Annotated in this window: 20 protein-coding genes; 18 read left to right on the top strand and 2 right to left on the bottom strand. The window is 41.9% G+C overall.

Annotation, left to right across the window (positions count from 1 at the left end):
• Positions 1-64 precede the first annotated feature (64 nt).
• The 13 genes from serC to nhaA all read left to right on the top strand — a co-directional run bounded on the left by serC (position 65) and on the right by nhaA (position 14,212).
• A complete protein-coding gene (serC, locus tag BIW53_RS04510; protein ID WP_070990630.1) occupies positions 65-1,147 on the top strand; it encodes a 3-phosphoserine/phosphohydroxythreonine transaminase in 1,083 nt (360 codons plus the stop codon).
• Positions 1,147-2,424, top strand: a complete 1,278-nt coding sequence (gene aroA / locus BIW53_RS04505; protein ID WP_070990628.1) for a 3-phosphoshikimate 1-carboxyvinyltransferase — start codon at positions 1,147-1,149, stop codon at positions 2,422-2,424. The genes serC and aroA overlap by 1 nt, the downstream gene beginning before the upstream one ends.
• 158 nt (positions 2,425-2,582) lie before the next feature.
• Positions 2,583-3,296 (top strand): (d)CMP kinase, encoded by a 714-nt coding sequence (gene cmk / locus BIW53_RS04500; RefSeq protein ID WP_070990627.1) that lies wholly within the window; start codon positions 2,583-2,585, stop codon positions 3,294-3,296.
• 95 nt (positions 3,297-3,391) lie between these two features.
• A complete protein-coding gene (gene rpsA / locus BIW53_RS04495; protein ID WP_070985413.1) occupies positions 3,392-5,059 on the top strand; it encodes a 30S ribosomal protein S1 in 1,668 nt (555 codons plus the stop codon).
• 60 nt (positions 5,060-5,119) lie between these two features.
• Positions 5,120-5,407: an integration host factor subunit beta gene (gene ihfB, locus BIW53_RS04490; RefSeq protein ID WP_070985414.1), complete on the top strand. Its 288-nt coding sequence runs from the start codon at positions 5,120-5,122 to the stop codon at positions 5,405-5,407.
• 22 nt (positions 5,408-5,429) lie between these two features.
• Positions 5,430-5,693, top strand: a complete 264-nt coding sequence (locus BIW53_RS04485) for a lipopolysaccharide assembly protein LapA domain-containing protein (protein ID WP_070990625.1) — start codon at positions 5,430-5,432, stop codon at positions 5,691-5,693.
• Positions 5,694-5,695: 2 nt separating this feature from the next.
• On the top strand, positions 5,696-6,832 hold the full coding sequence (locus BIW53_RS04480; RefSeq protein WP_070990624.1) for a lipopolysaccharide assembly protein LapB: 1,137 nt from the start codon (positions 5,696-5,698) through the stop codon (positions 6,830-6,832).
• A gap of 104 nt (positions 6,833-6,936) precedes the next feature.
• Positions 6,937-7,641, top strand: coding sequence for an orotidine-5'-phosphate decarboxylase (gene pyrF / locus BIW53_RS04475; RefSeq protein WP_070990622.1), 705 nt, complete (start codon positions 6,937-6,939; stop codon positions 7,639-7,641).
• Positions 7,642-8,274: 633 nt separating this feature from the next.
• Positions 8,275-9,459, top strand: a complete 1,185-nt coding sequence (locus tag BIW53_RS04470; protein WP_245699355.1) for an N-acetyltransferase DgcN family protein — start codon at positions 8,275-8,277, stop codon at positions 9,457-9,459.
• On the top strand, positions 9,456-10,523 hold the full coding sequence (locus BIW53_RS04465) for an alanine/ornithine racemase family PLP-dependent enzyme (RefSeq protein ID WP_070990619.1): 1,068 nt from the start codon (positions 9,456-9,458) through the stop codon (positions 10,521-10,523). The genes BIW53_RS04470 and BIW53_RS04465 overlap by 4 nt, the downstream gene beginning before the upstream one ends.
• Before the next feature lie 88 nt (positions 10,524-10,611).
• A complete protein-coding gene (gene hflK, locus BIW53_RS04460) occupies positions 10,612-11,664 on the top strand; it encodes an FtsH protease activity modulator HflK (RefSeq protein ID WP_070990618.1) in 1,053 nt (350 codons plus the stop codon).
• Positions 11,661-12,653, top strand: coding sequence for a protease modulator HflC (gene hflC / locus BIW53_RS04455; RefSeq protein WP_070990616.1), 993 nt, complete (start codon positions 11,661-11,663; stop codon positions 12,651-12,653). Before hflK ends, hflC begins: the two co-directional genes overlap by 4 nt.
• Before the next feature lie 221 nt (positions 12,654-12,874).
• Complete coding sequence (gene nhaA / locus BIW53_RS04450) at positions 12,875-14,212, top strand: Na+/H+ antiporter NhaA (RefSeq protein ID WP_070990615.1); 1,338 nt, start codon at positions 12,875-12,877, stop codon at positions 14,210-14,212.
• A gap of 158 nt (positions 14,213-14,370) precedes the next feature.
• Here nhaA and BIW53_RS04445 read toward each other — a convergent pair whose 3' ends face one another.
• Positions 14,371-15,048 (bottom strand): hypothetical protein, encoded by a 678-nt coding sequence (locus BIW53_RS04445; protein WP_070990613.1) that lies wholly within the window; start codon positions 15,046-15,048, stop codon positions 14,371-14,373.
• A gap of 533 nt (positions 15,049-15,581) precedes the next feature.
• On the opposite strand from BIW53_RS04445, the gene BIW53_RS04440 reads away from it, so the two are divergent.
• The 4 genes from BIW53_RS04440 to BIW53_RS04425 are packed head-to-tail and all read left to right on the top strand — an operon-like array spanning position 15,582 to position 21,949.
• On the top strand, positions 15,582-16,754 hold the full coding sequence (locus BIW53_RS04440; protein WP_070990611.1) for an efflux RND transporter periplasmic adaptor subunit: 1,173 nt from the start codon (positions 15,582-15,584) through the stop codon (positions 16,752-16,754).
• Complete coding sequence (locus tag BIW53_RS04435) at positions 16,751-19,954, top strand: efflux RND transporter permease subunit (protein WP_070990609.1); 3,204 nt, start codon at positions 16,751-16,753, stop codon at positions 19,952-19,954. The genes BIW53_RS04440 and BIW53_RS04435 overlap by 4 nt, the downstream gene beginning before the upstream one ends.
• Positions 19,947-20,633 (top strand): response regulator transcription factor, encoded by a 687-nt coding sequence (locus BIW53_RS04430; protein WP_070990608.1) that lies wholly within the window; start codon positions 19,947-19,949, stop codon positions 20,631-20,633. Before BIW53_RS04435 ends, BIW53_RS04430 begins: the two co-directional genes overlap by 8 nt.
• Positions 20,633-21,949: a sensor histidine kinase gene (locus BIW53_RS04425; protein WP_070990607.1), complete on the top strand. Its 1,317-nt coding sequence runs from the start codon at positions 20,633-20,635 to the stop codon at positions 21,947-21,949. Before BIW53_RS04430 ends, BIW53_RS04425 begins: the two co-directional genes overlap by 1 nt.
• Here BIW53_RS04425 and BIW53_RS04420 read toward each other — a convergent pair.
• The gene (locus BIW53_RS04420) at positions 21,930-22,763 is read right to left on the bottom strand and encodes a M61 family metallopeptidase (RefSeq protein ID WP_245699354.1); all 834 of its coding nucleotides are present in this window, start codon (positions 22,761-22,763) and stop codon (positions 21,930-21,932) included. The two genes, BIW53_RS04425 and BIW53_RS04420, sit on opposite strands and share 20 nt — an antisense overlap.
• A gap of 300 nt (positions 22,764-23,063) precedes the next feature.
• Here BIW53_RS04420 and BIW53_RS04415 point away from each other — a divergent pair, with 300 nt between their 5' ends.
• Positions 23,064-24,032 carry an NAD(P)H-quinone oxidoreductase gene (locus BIW53_RS04415; RefSeq protein WP_070990947.1) on the top strand — a complete coding sequence of 323 codons (969 nt, stop codon included), beginning with the start codon at positions 23,064-23,066 and terminating at the stop codon, positions 24,030-24,032.
• Positions 24,033-24,056 lie beyond the last annotated feature (24 nt).

Raw genomic sequence — 24,056 nt, 5'->3', positions numbered from 1 at the left:
TAACTAAAGCGGCTTCGGCCGCTTTTTTTATTGATAAATTTTATGTTGTTTAGGAATGAGGAAAATGACGGTATATAACTTTTGTGCGGGTCCAGCGATGTTACCACCCGAGGTAATGAAAAAAGCACAACAAGAGTTTTTAGATTGGCAGAGTCTGGGTGTCTCAGTCATGGAAATTAGTCATCGCTCGGCACCATTTTTGGCAATGGTTGAGGAGTGCGAAGCAAGCCTTCGTCGTTTGATGAATATATCAGATGAATTTGAGGTACTGTTCATGCATGGTGGAGGTCGCGGACAGTTTGCAGCGGTTCCACTTAATTTGCATCTTGATGGTCTACCAGGCGTATACGTAGAGAATGGTATTTGGTCTGGCGGCGCAAGTCAGGAAGGTGCGAGATTCACCTCTGTCGAAAGCATTAATATCCGCACTGACAAGGACGGACTGTTTGATATTCAGCCTGTCGATAAATGGCAGTTACCAGCCGATGCATCTTATATCCACTATTGTCCCAACGAAACTATAGACGGCATTGAGATTTTTGATGTGCCAAAGCGCAAGAATGCGCCTATCGTTGCGGATATGTCCTCTGTTATTTTATCTCGTGAAATTAACGTAGACGACTTTGATATTATCTACGCTGGCGCACAGAAAAATATTGGCCCATCTGGTTTGTGCATCGTTATTGTTAGAAAAACCTTACTGACACGTGAAGGTTTACCTCGTCCATCAATTCTTGATTATACAATTGAAGCTAAACAAGGCAGCATGTACAACACTCCGCCAACGTTTGCTTGGTATCTTGCCGCTGAAGTATTCAAACATTTAGAAGCTATGGGCGGTGTGCCTGCAATGGCGGCACACAACAAAGCTAAAGCTGCGATTCTCTATGATTATATTGATAGTTCTGACTTTTATAGTAATAAGGTTGCGAAGCATTGTCGCTCGTTGATGAATGTTCCATTTTGGCTAAAAAGTGACAGCCTGAATGAGTTGTTTTTAAAACAAGCAGAGCAAGCTGGATTGGTCGCCTTAGAAGGGCACCGTTTAGTCGGCGGAATGCGTGCTAGCATATACAACGCAATGCCTATTGAAGGCGTGCAAGCGCTAGTAGAGTTTATGGACAAGTTCGCCAAGGAGCATAGTTGATGGAGCAATTAGCACTTAAACCTATTTCTAAAGTGTCAGGTAGTGTCACATTACCTGGCTCTAAAAGTTTGTCTAACCGTATTTTATTACTCGCAGCATTGGCTGAGGGGACAACTGAAGTACATAACCTACTAGATAGTGATGATATTCGCCATATGCTAGATGCACTCGAACACATGGGTGTAAATGTCACATTAAATCAAGATAAAACAGTTGCGACAGTGAAAGGCTGCGCAGGTGCGCTAAAAACACCTCTGAAACCTTTGTTCCTTGGTAATGCGGGTACAGCATATCGTCCTTTAACAGCAGTTCTAGCGGCTACCCAAGGTGAATTTGAGTTGGTGGGTGAACCACGCATGGAAGAACGCCCTGTTGGTCACCTAGTGGATGCTATGCGAGCGCTAGGCGCAGATATTGAATATCTCAAAAACCCTGACTATCCGCCACTACGTATTAATGGCAAAAGCTTAAACGGCGGTGAGGTTGAAATAGACGGCAGTATATCAAGCCAGTTTTTAACCGCATTGCTTATGGCCTCGCCATTGTTCAGCGGGGATACTCGTATACAAATAAAAGGTGAATTGGTTTCAAAACCATATATCGATATAACTATTGGAGTCATGGCGCATTTTGGGGTTGAAGTTAACAATGATAATTATCAATCCTTCAGTGTAAAAGGCGGACAAACTTATCAGTCGCCAAAGCGCATTATGGTTGAAGGGGATGCGTCATCGGCTTCTTACTTCATCGCTGCTGCTGCGATCGCAGGCGGCGAAGTAGAGATAAACGGTGTGGGTAAACAGAGCGTCCAAGGTGATATTGGCTTTGCCAATGTTATGGAACAAGTAGGTGCTAAGATTGATTGGTACGATGAAAAGCTAGTTGTGCGTAAAGGTGAACTTAAAGGCGTAGATATTGATGCCAACGCCATCCCTGATGCGGCGATGACGCTGGCAACCGTTGCACTGTTTGCTGATGGGCCTACAGCAATTAGAAATATCTATAACTGGCGAGTTAAAGAAACGGACCGTTTAGCTGCAATGGCAACAGAACTTAGAAAAGTAGGTGCACAAGTTGTGGAAGGGCATGACTTTATTGAAATAACACCACCAACGAAGATTAATCTAACGGATATTGATACTTACAATGATCATCGTATAGCAATGTGCTTTTCAATGGTCGCGGTAGGTGGGCATGAAGTGTTGATTAATGATCCGGGTTGCACAGCCAAAACCTTTCCAACATATTTCGACGTGCTAGCGTCGATCAGTGTTTAATCACTGATTTTCAATGTTTAGAGCTGTTTCCAAAATAGCTCTAAATATCTTGTTTTAGTGCCTATCTAACAAAAAGTTACATGTAACTAAGGATAAATTCATTTAACTTGCGTATAATACTCGCGATTTATTTCAGGTGAGCATTTCAGGAGGTTTAAATGCCGGCATCTATGCCAGTTATCACCGTTGACGGCCCAAGTGGATCAGGCAAAGGAACCGTTTGTCGCTTGTTAGCTGAAAAACTAAATTGGGATGTTTTGGACAGCGGTGCTATCTATCGTGTATTGTCCCTTGCTGCACTTCACCACCAAATTGCTTTGGATAATGAAGAAGCATTGGTGCCTCTTGCGGCCAATTTAGATGTACAATTTCTCATTGACTCAACAACTAAGAAGAGCAAAGTTATCTTAGAAGGAGAGGACGTAAGTAGTACAATTCGCGACGAAAAAGTAGGTTCTGCAGCATCGAAAGTAGCGGCTTTACCGCGCGTTCGAGAAGCATTGTTGCGTCGCCAGCGAGCATTTAGAAGTGAACAAGGCTTAATCGCTGACGGCAGAGACATGGGGACCGTAGTATTTCCTGATGCAGAAATAAAACTGTATCTAACTGCAAGCGCAGAAGAACGTGCTAACAGGAGATACTTAGAGTTGAATGCTAAGGGGCTAGATGTTACACTAGGTGGTCTGCTCCAAGACATTATGGCCCGTGATGATCGTGATATGAATCGCGAAGTTGCGCCTCTTGTCCCAGCAGACGATGCAATCGTGATTGATACGACCGAACTGGATGCTCAACAAGTATTTGCAAATGTTATGGCAATACTCGATGACGCAGTGGTTTCAGGTAAGCTCGAAAAGTCGCGCTTAGCCTAATATTTTTAATGCGCTGGCAGGAAGCCGGTGTTTTTTTAACTACCCCATGCAGCATGGTTGCTAATTGGAATATTAATATATGAGACGTATTTAGTATGTCAGAAAATTTTGCGCAGTTATTTGAAGAAAGCCTAAAGGGTTTTGAAGCAGAGCAAGGCTCAATCGTAAAAGGTACTGTTATTTCAATCGAGAACAACATTGTTCTTGTTGATGCTGGTTTAAAATCAGAAAGTGCCATCCCTGCAGAGCAATTCAAAAATGCTGCTGGTGAACTAGAAGTTGCTGTTGGCGACGAAGTAGATGTAGCACTAGATGCAATCGAAGATGGTTTCGGTGAAACTATTCTTTCTCGTGAGAAAGCTAAGCGTCACGAAGCTTGGATCCGCCTTGAAAAAGCTTGCGAAGAGCAAGAAACCGTTATGGGTATCATTAACGGTAAAGTTAAAGGTGGTTTCACTGTTGAAGTCGATTCAATCCGTGCCTTCCTACCTGGTTCACTTGTTGATGTTCGTCCAGTACGCGACACAGCACACCTTGAAGGTAAAGAGCTTGAGTTCAAAGTTATCAAGCTTGACCAGAAGCGCAACAACGTAGTTGTTTCACGTCGTGCAGTTATCGAATCAGAGAACTCTCAAGAGCGTGAAGAGCTTCTTGCTAACCTTGTTGAAGGTCAAGAAGTTAAAGGTATCGTTAAGAACCTTACAGATTACGGTGCGTTTGTTGACCTAGGTGGTGTTGACGGTCTACTACACATTACTGACATGGCGTGGAAGCGTGTTAAGCACCCTTCAGAAATCGTTAATGTTGGCGACGAAATCGCAGTTAAAGTACTTAAGTTCGACAAAGAGAAGACTCGTGTTTCTCTAGGTCTTAAGCAGCTTGGCGAAGATCCATGGGCAGCTATTGCTGGCCGTTACCCAGAAGGTGCTAAGCTTTCTGGTCGTGTAACTAACCTAACTGATTACGGCTGTTTCGTTGAAATCGAAGAAGGCGTTGAAGGTCTAGTACACGTTTCTGAAATGGATTGGACTAACAAGAACATCCACCCTTCAAAAGTTGTTAGCTTAGGCGACACTGTTGAAGTTATGGTTCTTGAAATCGACGAAGAACGTCGTCGTATTTCTTTAGGTCTTAAGCAATGTATCGCTAACCCTTGGCAAGAGTTTGCTCGTCTTCAAAACAAAGGCGACCAAGTTACTGGTAAGATCAAGTCAATCACTGACTTTGGTATCTTCATCGGTCTTGACGGTGGTATCGACGGTCTTGTTCACCTTTCTGACATCTCTTGGAACACTCCAGGTGAAGAAGCGGTACGTGAGTACAAGAAAGGCGACGAAATCACAGCTATCGTTCTTCAAGTTGACCCAGAGCGTGAGCGTATCTCACTTGGCGTTAAGCAAATCGAAGCGGATCCTTTCAATAACTACCTAGACGCAAACAAAAAAGGTGCTATTGTTAAAGGTAAAGTGACTGAAGTTGACGCTAAAGGCGCAACTGTTGAGCTTATCGAAGGTGTTGAAGGTTACATCCGTGTAGCTGACATCGCTCAAGAGCGTATCGAAGATGCAACGACTGTTGTTTCTGCAGGCGACGAAATCGAAGCTAAATTTGTAGGTGTTGATCGTAAGAACCGTACTATCAGCCTATCAGTTAAAGCAATGTTCGAAGCTGAAGAGAAAGAAGTTCTTGAGAAGTTGAAGAAAGAAGAGCCAGCGTTCGAAAACGCAATGGCAGCTGCTTTCAAAAACGCTCAAAAAGACTAATATATAAGTCTATACAGGAAGGGCACTTTAGCCCTTCCTTTTTATATCTAAGGAAACATTATGACAAAGTCAGAATTGATAGAACAACTTGCAGAGCAGCATGCACATATTCCTGTAAAGGATGTAGAAAACTCAGTTAAAGAAATTCTTGAACAAATGGCAGGCTCATTATCAAGCTCTGATCGTATCGAGATCCGTGGTTTTGGTAGTTTCTCATTACATTACCGTTCACCTCGAACTGGCCGTAATCCAAAGACTGGTGAAACAGTTGAGTTGGATGGAAAATACGTTCCACACTTTAAACCAGGTAAAGAGTTGCGCGATCGTGTAAACGATAGCATTAAATAATACTGAATACATGGAGTAACACTTGATCAAGGTAGCTAAAAAAGGATTGGCGCTTGTTTTGATATTGTTGGCATTTGTGATTGGTACTCAAAACCCTAATCTAGTCGACGTAAATTACATAGTAGCCAGTAGTACTTTACCGTTATCAACCTTAATGAGTGTGTGCTTTGTTGTCGGTGTATTCGTTGGGTGTGTGGTAAGCGTCTCGGTATTTTCGAAGTTGAAGTGGCAAAACTATCGGCTTAAGAAAAACAATCGTCAAATGACACCTAATACTGAACGCTGACCATGACTGAGCTGTTGTTCTTATTGCTTCCTGTAGCTGCCGCGTATGGCTATGTCATGGGAAAAAACAGTGCTAAAAACCAAGCTCACGAACTAAATCGACAAATTACCTCACAATATAGCAAAGGTCTAAAGTTTTTACTTGATCGCGAAGAAGATCAGGGCCTTGAACATCTTATTCAACTTCTTGAAGTATCAGCAGACTCTGTTGAACACTACCTAACGCTCGCAACCTTGTTTCGAAAACGAGGTGAACTTGACCGAGCTATAAAGATTCACGAATTACTATTAAATCAGCCTAGTTTGAGCAGTAGCGATATGGCTTCATGTCGCCTAGAGTTGGCTCAGGATTATATTTTGGCTGGTTTGTTGGATAGCGCAGAAGAGCATCTCGTTATTTTGGTAAAAGATAGCTACATTGAAGCGCTAGACCCAATCATAAATCTCTATTCTCAGATGCGCGAATGGCACAAGGGTATCAACATGTTTGAAGCCCATAGCGAGCTGTTCACAAAACCCCAGCATTGTGCGGCGGTTGCTAACTTTTATTGTGAAGCGGCTTTGATTGACGACACGCCTAAGCTTATGGAAAAGGCGTGTGCACTCGATCATATGACCATTCGGCCCTATTACGAATTAGGTAAAGAAGCATTTGAGAAGCAAGATCATGTTAAAGCAATCTATTATTGGCGCAAACTTATTGTCAGTAAGACCAATACAGCGCCTTTGTATATAAAAGAACTAGAACAAAGCTATGTTCAGTTAAATCTTAAAGACCAATTTGACGAGTTAATTGAAGAGTTGCTTTGCCAAGGAGGCGTACTTATTAGGATCAAACATTGCCAAGCGCTACTTGAAAAGGGTGAACAACAGCAGGCTGTAGAATTTCTTACGGATAGTTTAAAACGTGAACCGTCTATTCGTGGCTTTAGCTTTTTATTGCAATTACTTGGTAATAATAACGCAAAGATTAAAGCGGCTTTGATCGAGATAGACAAGCTGGTGACTTCATACATCGCAACAAAACCAGAGTACCAGTGTAAGCACTGCGGCTTTAGCAGTCACAAGCTGTACTGGTTGTGTCCATCATGTAAGCACTGGGAAACTATTGGCCCGAGCAAAGGTTTAGACGGTTATTAATCGAAATTTAATAAAAGCTCAGGCCAACTGACAAACTTTTGGTATAATATCGCCCACTAATAGCCTTAACTTATTTTCAAACCTCAGGGTAACTTAGGAATACTATGTCTCAAACAGATTCAAAAAAAGTACTTATCGCTTTAGATTATGACGACAAACAAGCCGCATTAACTTTTGTTAAGCAGCTTTCTCCATCTCAGTGTCGTTTGAAAGTTGGTAAAGAGATGTTTACTTACTACGGGCCGGAGTTTGTAAAAGAACTGGTCGAGCTTGGGTTTGATGTGTTTTTAGATTTAAAGTTTCACGATATTCCAAATACAGTTGCTAAAGCCGTAACTGCTGCGGCTGAGCTTGGCGTGTGGATGGTTAATGTTCATGCCAGTGGTGGTTTTGAAATGATGCAAAAGGCCAAAGAAGCGCTTGAAAAATATGGCGACAACGCGCCATTGCTAATTGCTGTGACGGTACTTACCAGCATGGATCAGGGCCAGTTGTTACGTTTAGGCATTGAAAAAACACCTCAAGAGCAAGTGGTTTATTTAGCAAAACTAGCTAAAGAAGCGGGACTTGACGGTGTTGTTTGCTCAGCGCAAGAAGCTCAGTTGTTAAAGTCTCAACTAGGTGGAGAATTCAAACTCGTGACCCCCGGTATTCGCCCAGCAGGAAGTGATGCGGGTGACCAAAAACGTATTATGACACCACAAAAAGCGGTTCAAGCAGGAAGCGATTATTTAGTGATTGGTCGCCCAATTACTCAGGCTCAAGATCCTGTGCAAACATTGAAAGAAATCAACGACTCCATTGCTTAAAACGCACCAGACACGGGCTTAATGTCACTTTAGGCATTGATATTAGTTCTGACAGTTACCTGTTTGTAACGGGTGGCTGTCAGTAAATTTTTCTTGGGAGCTACACCGGTAATGTAGCGGATGGAATAGGGTGCTGTAGCATAAACGCTCTCGAAGGCCATCAACCAACCGGCTTCAAGATAGAACAATAAATAAACATAACCGAAAAGACATCAGTTCTTTCTGTCGGATTTGTGTTGTAAGTTAGATCAATGGGCGTAGTATTTTAATATATACTTAAATATTAGGACTACATTTCTTCTTGTCCCGACCCTATAAATCGCTCTGTTTATCTTTCTAGATTACATATAATCAGTAAATAATCTTTCGAACATAGTCATTAAGCGGATTTGAACTTGTCGTTAACTTCTTATTGGGATAGCTCATTTTTTGGATTCATCGAGAGCATTAGTCTCAGTATACGATTTATGAAGTTTCTGAAAATAAATGAGAAAAAACTATCTAGTGCATAAGAAACAACCTATATTGATACTCCCCCAACTTACTTAGTGGGGACTGCTTGTACCTCTTCCGACTTAACATCTCGGCATGCGCAAATTGCCTACTAAGTTTTATACATATCGAGGTGTTATTGTGTCTTCTTCAAATACCGACAACCGACTTTCAGTTGTTTCTAATGAGTTTGTACAACCGAGAACTCAAAATGACTTGCTCAAGGCGGGTCATTATCACGGCTCTAAGCTAAACGCGGTTATTTTCTGTGAGGGAAACTTTACCAAAACAGATGGAAAAACAGCGAATGGGCTTATCCGCTTCTCTCCTAAATTCCGAATACTATCTGTTATTGATAGCGAAAAAGCAGGGCTTGACTCAGGGTATGCATTAGATCGCGAGAATAATGGTATTCCAATATATGCAAGCTTAATTGAAGCAATTCTAAAGGCAGATGAAAAGCCTGAGTATTTTATATTTGGCATAGCGCCTTCCAACGGCGTTTTATCTCTGTCAGATAGGCGAGTTATTATTGAAGCAATTAAATTTGGAATGAACATAGTCAATGGATTACATGAATATTTAAATGATGACCCTGAGTTTTTTGCAATGAGTCAGCAATACGGTGTAGTCATTTTAGACGTACGTAAACCCAGACAACAAAGCAAGTTACAAAATTTTAGCGGTATTATCAATCAAGTAGATTGTCCAAGAATCGCAGTATTGGGCACGGATTGCGCGATTGGTAAGCGTACTACAGCAACAATACTTGTTAATGCTTTGAGAGAAACAGGGCTTAATGTTGTTTTAGTTGCCACAGGGCAAACGGGGGTTATGCAAGGTTCGCCCTATAGTTTAGTGGTAGATTCTATACCCGCACAGTTTTGCCCAGGAGAACTTGAAGCTGTTATTTGTCGAGCCTATGAAACTGAGAAACCAGATGTCATTGTCATTGAGGGGCAAGGCGCGCTTAGTCATCCAGCATTTTGCACAAGCGCGATGATTATTAGAGGTTCAGCGGCCAACGCAGTGATTTTACAGCATGCTCCTCGTCGTAAGTACAGAGTGGATTTCGAACAGATGCCAATGCCTTCACTTGCAAGTGAAATAGAATTAATTGAACACTTTGCACATACCAATGTGATAGGCATTTGCATAAATCACGAAGGAATGCATGATAGCGAAGTCGAGGAGTATATATATCACTATTCCAAGGAGTTTCATTTACCCGTTACTGATTCACTCACGCATTCAAATGAATTTTTATTGCATATGGTTTTTAAAGCATTTCCACAGCTTGAAAAACCAATACCGCCCCCACAATGAACACACCAAGGTTAGAAATCGACTGTGCCAAAATTGCTGCAAATGCAAAGTTACTCATCAACACGCTAAAACCTTATGGTATCGACATAGTACCTGTCACAAAAGTGTTCATGGGTCATCCTGAGATTGCTGCGTCACTTATCTCATCAGGCGTAAAGATGCTCGCAGACTCCCGTATTGAAAACATAGAAAGGATGAGACACGCCGGAATTACAGTACCTATGATGTTGATACGAACGCCAATGTTGAGCCAAGTAGATAGAGTTGTTTTAAGTTGTGAGGTCAGTCTTAATACGGAGCTGGTTATAATAAGAGCGCTCTCGAAAGCCGCCAAGAATATGGGTTATTACCATGGCGTTATTGTTATGGTGGAGCTTGGCGATCTTAGAGAAGGAGTCATGCCAGAGCAACTTTTAAGTATTATCAGCGAAACACTCATGTTACCAAATATCATATTCAAAGGTATTGGCGCGAACTTAACATGTCGTTATGGTGTGGCACCTGAGCAGGATAATATGAATTTCTTAGCTAAGCTTGTGAAAGATGTTGAACAACAACTTGGCATTAGTGCTGAAATTGTATCAGGTGGTAATTCCGCAAACCTGATTTGGGCTTTTAGTTTGAACCCACATCAATCGCATGTTGTTAACCAATTGCGACTAGGTGAAGCTGTTTACTTTGGTGTGGAGGCACTTAATAAACATCCCATCGCTGGCGGACATACAGAAATAGTCACATTAGTTGCAGAAGTGATTGAGTCCAATATTAAACCATCTTTGCCTTGGGGGCGACGCTGCGCGAATGCGTTTGGTGAGATGCCTGAAGTGATTGATAAGGGGCAGGTTAAGCAAGCGCTACTTGCGCTCGGCCGTCAAGATATTAATCCGTCAGGGATAATACCACCACAAGGGCTGACTATTATTTCCAGTAACAGTGACCATATTGTTGTTGAAAGTGTAGGAGAGGCTTTACAGGTTGGTCAGGAGGTTAGGTTTAACCTCGATTACAGTGGGTTGCTCACAGCAATGACCTCTCCGTATGTTAAAAAGTATTTTTATCACTGACGTTATTTGCAAGTAATGCAAGACTAAAGATGAGCGTAACTTAAATTTAAATGATGCGATTAATAATGCTAAATAGAGGAGTATTAAAATGAGTCACAACTCTAACACCGACAACCCATGGGGAGGGGGCAATAAATCACCTCCAGATCTTGACGAACTTGTTAAAAAATTGCCAAACATAAAGACCATGTTACCTCGTGGTAGCTTTTCAAACATCGCCACCATTCTTATTTTTGCATTCTTATTACTTACCACGTGGAGTTCAGCTTATACGGTTCCTAGCGATTCTGTAGCGGTTGTACAGCGGTTTGGAAAGTTTTTAGCCATAAAGCAGCCAGGGCTGCATTTCAAATTACCTTTCTCAGTGGATAACGCGACAACTGTGCCAGTAAAAAGGCAACTTAAACAGGAGTTTGGGTTCTCTACCCTTGGTTCAAATGACCCTTACCAAAGCCCACGTAATAATGAAGGGCTCAAAGAAACGCAGATGGTCACAGGAGACTTAAATGCGGCCCTGGTTGAATGGGTGGTGCAATATCGCATTTCTGATCCGGTTAACTTTTTATTTGAAGTCAGAGAACCTAGTGAAACACTACGTTATGTATCAGAGTCTGTGATGCGTGAGGTTGTAGGCGACCGTACTGTAGATGAGGTTATTACCATAGGACGACAAGAGATAGAGTCTCAAGCACTGGTAAAAATGCAATCGTTATCGACCAAATACGCAATGGGGCTTAGTATTGACCAAGTCCAACTCAAAAATATAAATCCACCACAACCCGTTCAAGAATCGTTCAATGAAGTAAATCAAGCGCAGCAACAAAAAGAAAAACTCATTAACGAAGCTCGCCGAGATTATAACAAAGTTATCCCACTGGCCTTGGGTGAAAAAGATCAACGGATCCGTGAGGCGGACGGTTATCGGTTAAAGCGGATAAATGAAGCGCAAGGTGATGCCTCGCGATTTGATGCACTGTATGCAGAATATATAAAGGCCCCTGAGGTCACTAAGCAGCGCATCTATCTTGAAACCATGCAATCTGTTTTACCTAAAGTTCGTTCAAAAATTATCATTGATGAACGAAATACCCATGTTTTACCGTTGCTCAATCTAAATAGGTTGTCGGGAGAAGCATTATGAATAAGAGAAATATCGCGATCACATTTGCTTTTATCACGGCTACACTGTTAACCCTTAATAACTCGCTCTATACTGTTGATGAAGTTGAGCAAGTGATTGTCACCCAATTTGGTAAACCTATTGGTGAGCCCATCGTCGATGCAGGTCTGCATATCAAAATCCCTTTTATTCAAGACGTCAACCCCATTGATAAACGAGTACTGGAATGGGATGGAGAGCCCTCGGATATGCCAACCAAAGACAAGCTTTATATCTCTGTGAATATCTTTGCAAGATGGCGTATTACCGACCCGTTGCAATATTTCCTAAGATTGCGCGATGAACGAAGTGCTCAATCTAGGTTAGATGATATCTTGGGAAGCGAAACTCGTAATTCTGTCGCCAAACATGAACTAATTGAAATTATTCGCACGAGTAAAGACCGAAAACCCTTGCGTGAGGGGCTATTAAGTGAAATTGATACAGACACTAAAATTGGTTCACTTGTGCCAATTCATAAAGGGCGACAACAAGTAGAGCAAGAAATTTTTACAGCAGCTGCTCAAAAAGTACAGGTATTTGGTATTGAATTGTTAGATATCCGCTTTAAACGCATCAACTACAATGAAAGTGTTCGCCCAAAAATTTACGAACGCATGGTGAGTGAACGTCGTCAAATTGCTGAAAGGTTTTTGTCCGAAGGCAATGGTGAGGCAGCAAGAATACGTGGTGATAGAGTCCGAGAATTAAACAAAATCCAATCAGAAGCATATAGGCAGGTCGAAGAGATCAGAGGTCAAGCAGATGCGAAAGCGGCTGAAATCTATGCCCATGCTTACAATCAAAGCCCGCAGGCGGTCAGTCTCTATGAATTCACCCGAACGATGCAATCTTATCCTAGCATTTTATCTGATAATGCAACGCTTGTGTTGTCCACTGATAGTCAATTATTCAAGTATTTAAATGAAACACAGCTAACGGGTGAGAAGAGCGTAAGAAAACCTAAGTAAAACAAAATATAGAGCAAAGCGTACTAGATGCGTTTTTTTAAATCATGTTGATAAAGCAACTAAAGACATTGCGATGGGTGAAGGTACGCTATGATTTGTAGATTTTATACTTTGTCTTTATGTAGGGTTTTTGAAAACGATCAGCGATAAGCACACTAGATGGTGAGAGTTAAAAGTTGTTAAGTCACCATTGTGAACCGCTAAGAGGGTAAATAGAAACCATGAGTGACTATTCGGCAGGTTCAAAAAAGGGTCAATCATCTGAGTTACCAAAGGAGCATATTGACTGGATAGTACAGCCTATTTCGCGGTTCTTTAAAGTGGAGGTGGCAGCGGGCGCTATCTTATTACTGGCTACCATAGTAGCCCTAGGCTTGGCGAATTCACCGTTGAGTGAGATATATGCAAGCTTTTGGCATATATCAATTGGTTTTAAGTTTAATACGTTTGTGTTTGAGCGCTCGATAGAAGCGTGGGTCAATGATGCGGCAATGACTCTATTTTTCTTTTTGATTGCCTTAGAGCTCAAGCGTGAGTTGGTATTGGGGGAGTTACGTAACCCCAGATTGGCCATGCTGTCTGTTTTTGGCGCTTTAGGTGGCATGTTAGTGCCTGCACTTGTCTATTTATCACTGCAGTTCTCTCAGGCTAGTCAACATGGCTGGGGCACTGTAATGGCAACAGATACCGCATTTGTGCTCGGTTGCCTTGCGCTGCTTGGTAAAAATATTCCTAAAAGTTTACGAGTATTTATGCTGTCGTTAGCCGTTGTAGACGACCTAGGTGCAATAATTGTTGTTGCTATTGGTTATGGTGGAAACATCAACTGGCTTGCAATTGGTATTGCTTCGTTGGGATTTGTTCTTGTCAAAACCATGGCATTTGTGGGTATACGAAGTATCGCTGTGTTTTTTGTGGTTGGTACATTTATATGGCTGGCTGTTGACGCGTCGGGTATTCATGCCACTGTTACAGGTGTCATATTAGGGTTGTTGACGCCAACCAATAAATGGGTAAGTAACGATCGACTTCATGCCATTATGGACTGTGTGGTGGACTATCCTCCAGGTGAGCATTGGAGCGGCGATACACCGGACCGTAAAGCTTTGAGAACTGCCGAAGCGGCAGCGCGAGAAGCGCTTTCACCAGTTGAGCGCTTAGAAATATTGCTTCATCCTTGGGTCGGTTTTATTGTGATGCCTTTATTTGCACTTGCCAATGCTGGCATTCCACTGGCTGAGCTGAGTCTTACTTCCTCAATAACCATGGCGGTTTTTCTTGGGTTTGTGTTGGGTAAACCCATTGGAATTTTCCTGTTCAGTTGGATTGCGGTTCAACTACGTATTGCAACGCTTCCAACAGACTTGCATTGGGGCATGATCTTCGGTGGTGGCATGCTTGCAGGTATTGGTTTCACGATGGCTCTGTTTATTGCCAACTTGGCGTACAGCCCAGAGCAATTAAACGCGGCAAAGCTAGGCATTTTATTTGCTTCTGTTTTCTCAGCATTGTTCGGATTAATCATTCTACGTTATGTTTCTAAGGTTGAAAAACAATGAGTTTGTGGAGTGTTTAATGCACAGAGGATGTAGTGGCACAATAAATTTAGTCTTTACTTAAAGCTAAATTACGAAAAAGTGGCAAAATAAAACGTTGGCAACGCCGTATTTGCTTTTGTTTGGAGCGTTGCGCAACATAAGTCAGCCAACATACGCTGTTATATTTTTCCGCCAGCATACAGTGAGGCCCATACGGCAGCCCCGCCAATAATTAATATAAGCAAGCGCTCAATCGTTCTTAATAGCTTTTGTTTGTAACTGGATTTGTACCTGAAATCATTGAAAATAAGGTACTGCCTGTATAAGTAGCAGCTCAAGTTCGACGCACAATGCAGTGATGTACAACTACAGTATTTGAAAAATATTGAAAAGTGTTTTCTTATGGCCTCAGATGTAACTTGGGACGGATTTTGATATTTACCAATTATTATCTCACTTTCATTAAACTTACCAACGTCCGACTGATAGGGGGCAACAAAGACAAGGACATCACCTGATGGACTTTGGGAATACCATAGCTGTGCATTTTTTTCTTTGGCAATTTCTAATTTATTAGATTCAGGGTTCACAACATGAACGCCAAGTAATCTAGCGCCCGTTAAGATATGTGTAGAATTAATGTACCAGGAACCAACAAGATGTGAGCTTTTTAAAGGTTCATTGTCTTTTGCTCTACTTATATAAAGCCCCCCTAGAATATCAACAGAATCAGTATCGGATTTGTAGCTATTAAATTCAGCTTGAATGAGCTCATCCATAAAGCGCCAGTTCATGCGCTTCCTCTTTGCATCTATGGAGTTTTTTTTAATTTTCTCTGCCGCCATTTTCAATTTCATATATAGCTCAAAAAAATATAGCAATCTTAATCTATGAGCGATTGGGTCGTTTTTCTACTTCAATCGCTCTCGTTTTTATACTTTGTACACTTTTACCACTTATCTTATTTAATTACTATTACGGAGATCTTTATTAGAAAGGTGTGTTTACTTTAAGAAAAATGGAAGCGAATAACTTGTGCCCATGACTATACGAAAAGCTTGTACATACGTAACTTGAAATTACAATATAGAGCTGCCAACCTTAAAATTCAAAGAGGTAGAAGTCACAGCCAACCCTGCGGCGCATAATGTAAAAGCTTCTATGGGCGTACGGCTTGCCTTGCTCAAATTAACCCTTTTCAATTTAGCTTAACCCTCCTTTAACCGCTCAAAGTTTAAACTTCACGAATTCAAATTCGGAGACGAACTATATGTTCCACTATTTCAGCATACGTACTTTCCTATATTTTAATCGCATCAGCGAAATAGGGGTTAAATCAGCATGTTTACACAGCAACCATTCAATGTTGACTTGGTCTTAGGAGGTTATGATGAAGTTTAAGTTAATAAGCGTAATAATGAGCGTGAGCGCTTTTTGCTGTGTGCTTATGTATAACAAAGCGCATAGTGTTACAGACACATCAGAAAAAATGCATCAGTTAATGGAGCAGTCAATTAGTGAGCAATCAAACTTACCTCAAATCGGAGTTATTGATGTCAACGCTGATATATATCGGGCGACTGTAACTGGGCTTGGTGAGGTAACGCCTCGCTTTAAGTTAAACCTCACCAGTGATGTAAGTGGTAAAGTCGTTTCTTTGAGCGATAAGTTTAAATCAGGCCAATTACTCAAAAAAGGTGAAATCTTAGCAACGATTGAAGACAGCACGTATCAGACTCAACTTGCTCAGGCAAAGGCGCAAGTAGCACAGGCTGAACTTGAATTAGAAGAGGAGAAAAGGCAAGGGGAAGTCGCCTACCAAGAGTGGTTACTGGGCAAAGAAGGTGGGCAAAAAGCAACGTCACTTGTACTTAGAAAACCTCAGTTAGCCGCTGCAAAAGCGAATCTTGCTTATGCACAACAAGCCCTCAAAAAAGCACAAGTAGCGCTTGATAACACAGTAATCAAAGCGCCTTTTGATGCGCTGGTGGTAGAGCGTAACATTCAGCCTGGTAGCTATTTGAGTGCAAATTCCAGCATAGGCTTGTTGTACGATATAGAAAGGGCTGAAATCGAGATACCATTATCAGAGCGCCAGTGGCAGGAACTGAATGTAAAAGTAAGCGGAGAGTTAAAGCGAGATGTTTGGCCTGTCGGTGTTGAATTGACAAATAACGATTTAGCACAATGGCGAGGCTATGTGTCGCGCATAGAAAGTCACATTGATAGTAACACGCGTCAACGTTCGGTTATCGTTGTTGTAGAGCGACCACTTGAGCATAACGAACCACTCTTTGCTGGCAGTTTTGTCAAAGTCACGTTGCAAGGTGTTCAAGAGGAGTTGATCAAACTTCCTGCGTCTGCAATATCACAAGCAGGTGATGTTTGGTTTGTTGATGAACAGGGGCAGCTGCATAAACAAAGTGCCAACAAAGTATTTTCACAAGGCTCATCAGTGTTTGTAAAGCCACTTACAACACAATCTTTAAAAATCGTAAAAAGACCTTTAAGCCATTTTGTTGAAGGCATGATGGTCAAAGCCGTTGAAGAGGCTATGCTATGAGCGCTCTAAATAAACAGTCTGGCATCATTGCTTGGTTTGCGCAAAATTCAGTCGCAGCCAATTTACTTTTTGTTGCTGTGATACTCGTCGGTCTTTTATCAGTTAATAACCTACGCAAAGAGGCATTTCCGAGCCTTGAACCAGATACAGTCTCTGTTTCTGTGGTTTATGACAGTGGTGAGCCAGTTCAGGCAGAGCAGGGTGTAGCCATTAAAATCGAAAATGCACTGCAATCGGTAGGGGGTATAAAAAATATTACTTCCACCTCAAATGCTAGTGGTGCGCATGTCAGCATAGAAATGCAAAGCGGTTATAACATTGACACGCTTTACCAAGATGTAAAAGCGCAGGTTGATGCTATTAATAATTTACCACAACGAGCGGAACCCGCTGTAATCACCAAAGCTAAACGTCAGGATCACGTTTTGTGGGTGCAACTCTATGGAGATGTAGACAGACAAAGTCTGAATGATTGGGCCATTAAATTAAAGACACAGTTACTTGCAAAGAGCGATATCAAAGACGTACAAATAAAAGCGAAGATGCAAGCCATGATATCTGTAGAAGTTGAGGAGCAAACGCTACAAGCCTATGGTTTAACACTCAAGCAAGTTGCTGAGGCAATCAACAAAGAATCTTCATACGCGATTGGCACGAGCCTGAGGCATGAGGATAAATCGGTTCGCCTTAAGGTACTTGATCAAGCATTTAGCGTCGGCGACTTCGAGTCAATTGTTATCAAGAGCTTTGCCTCCGGTGGCTCTATAACGCTAAAAGACATTGGAACCGTCACGCGCATTATTGAAGATGATAGTTTCGCTGTATCTCGCTACAACACTAAGACCGCAGTGGCGTTAGAAATTGTTATGGATGACTTTGGTGATGTCGTTACTATGGTCGAACAGGCTAAAGAAGTGGTCAGTGAATGGCAAAACTCCGCCATACTGCCAAAAAACATACATATCGAAAGCTGGCTCGATAAAAGTACTCTGATCACTGAACGTTTGTCTTTGCTGATCAAAAACGCGCTTACGGGAATTGCATTGGTATTCATTGTGTTAGCGCTTTTTTTGAATGTGAGAGTTGCGCTTTGGGTTGCTATGGGTCTGCCATTTGTGTTTTGCGGCACGTTATTCTTTATGACTGAAAGCTTCGCAGGTCTCACGCTCAATGAAATGACGACTTTTGGCTTTATCATGGCATTGGGTATTGTTGTTGATGATGCTGTAGTCGTTGGTGAAAGTATCTATCATACCAGAGCGCAATATGGTGATACTCATGAAAACACGATTTTGGGCACGCAAAAGGTGGCAGCGGCAACAATATTTGGCGTGTTGACGACAGTTGTAGCATTTGTGGCGTTGAGTAACGTGCAAGGCCGCTTAGGACAGGTATATGCGCAGTTTGGCACTGTGGTTGCGATAGCTTTGTTGTTATCTTTGATTGAATCGAAGCTGATACTACCTTCGCACCTCACACACATTAATACACGTAAAAAAGCTCAGTCATTTGGTTGGTGGGCAAAGCTCAGTGCATGTGCAGATAATGGGCTTAACTATTTTAACGAACATCTATATCAAAAAGGCTTAGCTTATGCGTTAAACCATAAAGCGAAAGTAATCACTGTATTTATCGCTCTGATGATTGGCGTGATCTCATTGCCATTTAGTGGCCAAGTAAGGGTGGCATTTTTCCCCGAAGTGCCAGGAGATACTGTGAGTGCCGATATAACCTTATACAATGACGCAAGCTTTGGGCAAACTCATAAAAACTTATTGATATTAGAAAATTTGGCTATTTATAGCGATAGTACGTTAAGAAAGAAATATGAGCAAAGCAGCGAAACACAGAACAGTTTTATCACCAGCATACAGGTACTGGCCGAGAGTGATACGCAAGGCTCCGTGACAGTTGAATTGGCTAAAAATAGCAGCTATAGCGCTTACGAATTTGCAGATATGTGGCGTCAATCAGCCGGTACGCTCGAAGGGGTTAAAAAAACCAAAGTACTCGCTAAAAGAGGCATGATTGATAACTTTAAGGTGCTTTTAAAGTCGTCAAACAGTGAAGCACTAAAAAAAGCGGGTAACGAGTTATTAGAAGAGGTTAAACGTCAGGAAGGCGTCAGTGGTGTTGACCATAACCTAGACTTAGGAGAGCCTCAGTATTACTTCGAATTGACTGATTATGGTAGAGCGCTAGGTCTTGACAGTGCAGAGTTATCCAAACAAGTATTGCAAAACTTCGGTGGTGATATAGTTCAACGTTTTCAGCGTGGTGAAGATGAGATCAAAGTGCGAGTTCGTTATCCAGAAGAGCAACGACAGACACTCGATGATGTACTCCAAGCTTATATCACCACGCCAAATGGCGTTCGTATGCCTTTGAGCGATGTGGCCAAAGTCACCAGCCAGTATCAAAGTGCACAGATCAAAAGAACAAATGGGCAAAGGTCTGTGTTTATCAGCGCTGTACTAGATAAATCAACGGTAGCACCACATGAATTGATCAAGCTGCTGCGTGACACTTCATTAGTGGAGTTGGTATCACGTTACCCTGATGTGAGCTTTGAGTTCGCTGGTGAGGCTCAACAGCAACAAGAAACGGGTAGCTCTATGGTGCATATGTTTGTACTAGCACTTGTTGCCATATTTGCACTGCTTGCAATTCCGTTGAAATCTTACTTACAGCCTTTGGTTATAATGAGTGCGATCCCTTTTGGGATAGTAGGCGCTATCTTAGGACACTGGATCAATGGTCTGACTCTTAGCATACTGTCTCTTAATGGAATATTGGCGTTGAGCGGGGTCGTTGTAAATGACAGTTTGCTTTTAGTTAATCGTTATAACCAGTTGAAAAAAGAGGGAAGCTTATCAGTCAAGGAAGCGGTGAGTATGGCTGCGCACTCGCGATTGAGAGCAATACTTCTAACCTCTATCACAACTTTTGCTGGTTTGTTGCCGCTTCTAAGTGAAACATCATTGCAGGCACAATTTTTGATCCCCGCAGCGGCGGCGTTAGGTTATGGAATTTTATTCGCATCATTAATTACATTATTTCTGACGCCAACTCTATTATTAATATTGGAAGAAACGAAGAATACGCTTAGAAATCAAAAGCGAAGTGGTGAAATTATAAAAACGCTGAAAAAGGTAACCTTAGGGCACATCGGTCAAATAAAAGGTGCACGTCATGAATAATACACAGCAAAGTGTTTTACTCGTTGAAGATGATAGAGACCTTGCCGCAGCTATTGTGGATTATTTCGCTTTGGAGCATGTTTATTGTGATCATGCCAGCGATGGAGCTCTGGCAATCAATTTAATTGAAAGACATAACTTTGACGTGATCATATTGGATTTGAACCTTCCAAGAGTCAATGGCTTAGAAGTGTGCGAGCAAATACGCAACAAAGGGGTAGACACTCCGGTACTTATGCTCACAGCACGAGATACTTTGGAAGATAAGCTAACTGGGTTTGAAAAGGGAGCGGACGATTATCTAATCAAACCATTTGCGATGGAAGAACTCGTAGTAAGAACCAAAGTTTTGGCCAAACGTAAAAGCGGTCAAGCTATGCGTCTAACGGTAGAAAATTTACATCTCGATGTTAAACGTCAGGAGGCATATCGAGGTGATGAGTTGCTCAGCTTGTCACCCATTGGCACTAAAATACTGGAGTTGTTAATGCGTGAGAGTCCTAATGTGGTTTCTCGAAAGCGAATTATTGAGGCGATATGGGCCGATGACCCCCCTGATAGCAACAGCTTAAAGGTTCATATGTTTTATATTAGAAAGCAGGTTGACGCAAATTATGCGCTAAAGCTTGTACACACGGTAGGTGGTAAAGGCTTTGTGATAAAGAAAATGGGTAGTTGATGAAGATCAGGATCAGTTTACGTATTTACGTTTTGATTGCCATGCTGTTGACAGGGATAAGCAGCATAGTGCTGTTGTCAGCATTGAGTATGCATTACTTTGCAACAGGGATGGACGTTGCGATGCGCGGCATTATGTATGCACAAGCCAAACAGTTTGATGTTAGCACTCATACATTAGCTAATACGCCAACGCAAATCACAAAAGGTGAGGCAAAGCAAAACCAGCAGTATATTATTTCGTCGCGATGGCGGGACATGCCAAAACAAATACAACTAAACATAAATGAAGCTGCGATGGAATTCAACGAGTTGAACAAGCATATGGTCGGAGGTGGATGGTTTTCGCCACCCGTTGAGGGGTATTTTGCCATGAAAGTTAAAAATCAGGCTCAGACTGTTTATGTGGCGACTATTTTTAGCTCTAAAGATAATACATTGTTGGAGTTACCCAAAGTTCCTCACTTTGTGATTATCATCGCCACGGCCATTTCTGCCATAGCCGTATTTGTGATTGTTCTGGTTTTGGTGTTAAGAAAAGTGACACGACCGGTCGAGCGTTTAAAAAATTGGGCAGGGCACTTAGATGAAGCTAAATTAGAACAACCATTACCAGAGTTTCGTTTTAGCGAACTTAATACGTTAGCAGTGATGATTGCCGAGAGTATGCGCAGCGTAAAACAAAGTGTAGAGCGAGAAAAACGTTTTTTGGCCTATTCAAGTCATGAATTACGCACTCCAATCGCTGTTACACGCAGTAACGCAGAGTTACTAAAGAAGATGCTAGAGAGTGATTTACCCAAGGAAAAGCTGCTTACATGTGTAAATAGAATTGAACGTGCAACGCTGACAATGGCATCACTAATGGATACATTGCTGTGGCTTAATCGTGATGTATTGAAGAAAGTACCAACAACACAGGTATCTTTGGCTGATTTAATCAACGAACTCATATCACAGCTCACGTATTTGCTTAATGATAAGCCCGTGACTGTTGCGATTAAAACTGATGAGGCCACATTCGCTTTACCCGAAACTGTATGTAGGATTGTATTGAGTAATATCATAAGAAATGCTTTTGTGCATACCAATGAGGGGCTGGTTAATATTGAACAGCGTGGGCGACACGTTGTTATAAGCAACAAAGACAAAGCTCCTGAGAACAGTAACAATGAATTAGGGTTTGGCCTCGGACTTGAATTAACGCAAAGGCTAACCTCTCAATATCAGTGGCAATATAAAAGCGAAGATAACAGCCATGGTCGTACTGTTACTATACATTTTAGCGATGATGTAATTAGAACCTCAGCAAGTTAAGTTGCGATTGAGTGATAACGGGAAAGTCTTGACGCATAGCATAGCTGTTAAAAAGGGTAGAAAAAATAGCGCTCTTTGATAGCTTGTCTAGCGTTGTTAAGAATTGCTGAGCGGAGTGATTGGCGCGTTTACAACATTGTTGATACTGCTTGATGAGCTCAACAACCGATGTATATGCTCCTGTTTGTGCTTTTAATGCTAATTCAGCTTCAATAAAAAATGCGGTACCGCTCCAATATACCCTTTGTTGCGCGCCAAGTTGCCACATATCATTAGCCACTTCGCTCAGCGGCCCCTTAATCGCATAACTCTGCTGGCGGCCCCTTTTGAGCCCCGCGCTCAACCTTTCTTTGAATTCACTGTAACTGATAATGCCATTGTCTAGCATGATGATATTCTGCAAATAAGTGGCAAGGCCCTCACTGAGCCAAAAGTAATCATAGTCAAATAGAGGGTGATATAGATGTGAAAGCTCATGGTAAAGCGTCCAGTCTTTAATTAACGAAGACTCACTTGCGTAGCGGTGAAAATGCAGCTCAATCCCATCAAACTTACCACGTTTAACACTGGCCCACGGCACGGGTTCTAATGCAAAATATCTGGGCTGTAACTTTACCGGTAAAACATTTTGTTTCAAAGCGCCTAGTGTTTTAAAAGTGCTTCGAAGTCCACTATCAATCCAGTTTTCAACTTTTTGCTGATGAGATTCACTTAGACTTGATAAGTTTGTGTACTGAACTTCTACTGCTTTTAATGGAGTAGCAAGCAACGAAACCACGCAAAGCATAGATTTAAATACAATAGGAGTGTGCATAAATATAATTCCAGTTTGGGTATGCAATAATAGACCGTTAAATTGAAAAATAATTACACAAGTGGACATTTGGTTATCTAACGTGACTCACAAATAAGACATTTTTGGTGTAGATACGTTTATATGCTTAACTGTGGCGCAGCGCTAGGCGGGGGCATTATCTAGGAGTCACTTTTAAGTTAAATACAGAATCAACAATGGACTAGCGTTTAATGCTAGGCATGTTATAGCATCATAATCAAATGGATACCGGTAAATATTGGAGCAAGCAAAATGTCAGTCGAGCAAAATAAAACAATAATGAATTATATTAGCCATGACGATTTTGGAAAACTGAGCATCGCGCAAACCCAAATTCCTCAGCCCAAAGAACACGAAGTTCTGGTGAAGGTGTCGGCATTTGGTATAAATCGCGCTGATCTGTTGCAAAAGCAAGGGAAATACCCTGCACCACAAGGTGACAGTGATATTCTCGGGTTGGAAGCTGCGGGAACGGTTGTCGAATGTGGTGATACACAACTGCAGGGACTCATAAATAAGCGGGTGTTTGCGCTTACGGCAGGTGGAGCATACGCTGAATATGTTTGTATCGACGCAGAACAGTTGTTTGAGATACCAGATGCGCAGAGCTTTGAATCCGCAGCTAGCCTTGCTGAGGTTTATTTAACAGCGTTTGATGCTGCTCTAAGGGTTGGTGGTTTACAAAAAGGACAAACGCTGCTCGTACATGGTGGAGCGTCTGGGGTAGGGAGTGCCGCCATCAGGTTAGGAAAAGCGATAGGTGCAAGCGTAATCACAACACAAAGCAATGAGGAGAAATGTCGGTATGCCCGTCAACTTGGAGCTGATCTGGCAATAAACTACACCCAAGATGATTTTGTAACGGTGATGAAAGCCGCGGGTCTTGAAGCCAACGTGATCATTGACCCCGTTGCTGGTGAGTATGTTAGCAAGAACGTAAAGGTTGCGGCGATGGATTGTCACTGTATCAACTTAGCAATGTTGGGTGGACGCAAAGTGGAGCTTGATATGGCGCAAGTACTGGCCAAACGCTTCAATCTGCATGGCTCTACTTTGCGAAATAGAGACCAGCAATACAAAAGAACATTAGTTAAAGAGTTTAAAAAACAATTCGCTAACGCCTTGTTTACGGAAAAAATGTCTATTCCTATTTTTAAAACAGTAGAGTTTTCTGAGATTGATTTAGCACATGCAATTTTGCACGAGAATGAGAACTTGGGTAAGGTAGTAGCGAAGATCTCATTGTAAATATGGCGATAATCAATAATCTAT

This window comes from Pseudoalteromonas byunsanensis (genome assembly GCF_001854475.1).
GTDB classification, from domain to species: domain Bacteria; phylum Pseudomonadota; class Gammaproteobacteria; order Enterobacterales; family Alteromonadaceae; genus Pseudoalteromonas; species Pseudoalteromonas byunsanensis.
Note: the sequence above shows the minus strand (reverse complement) of the source record. Positions and strands in the feature narration are given on the sequence as shown.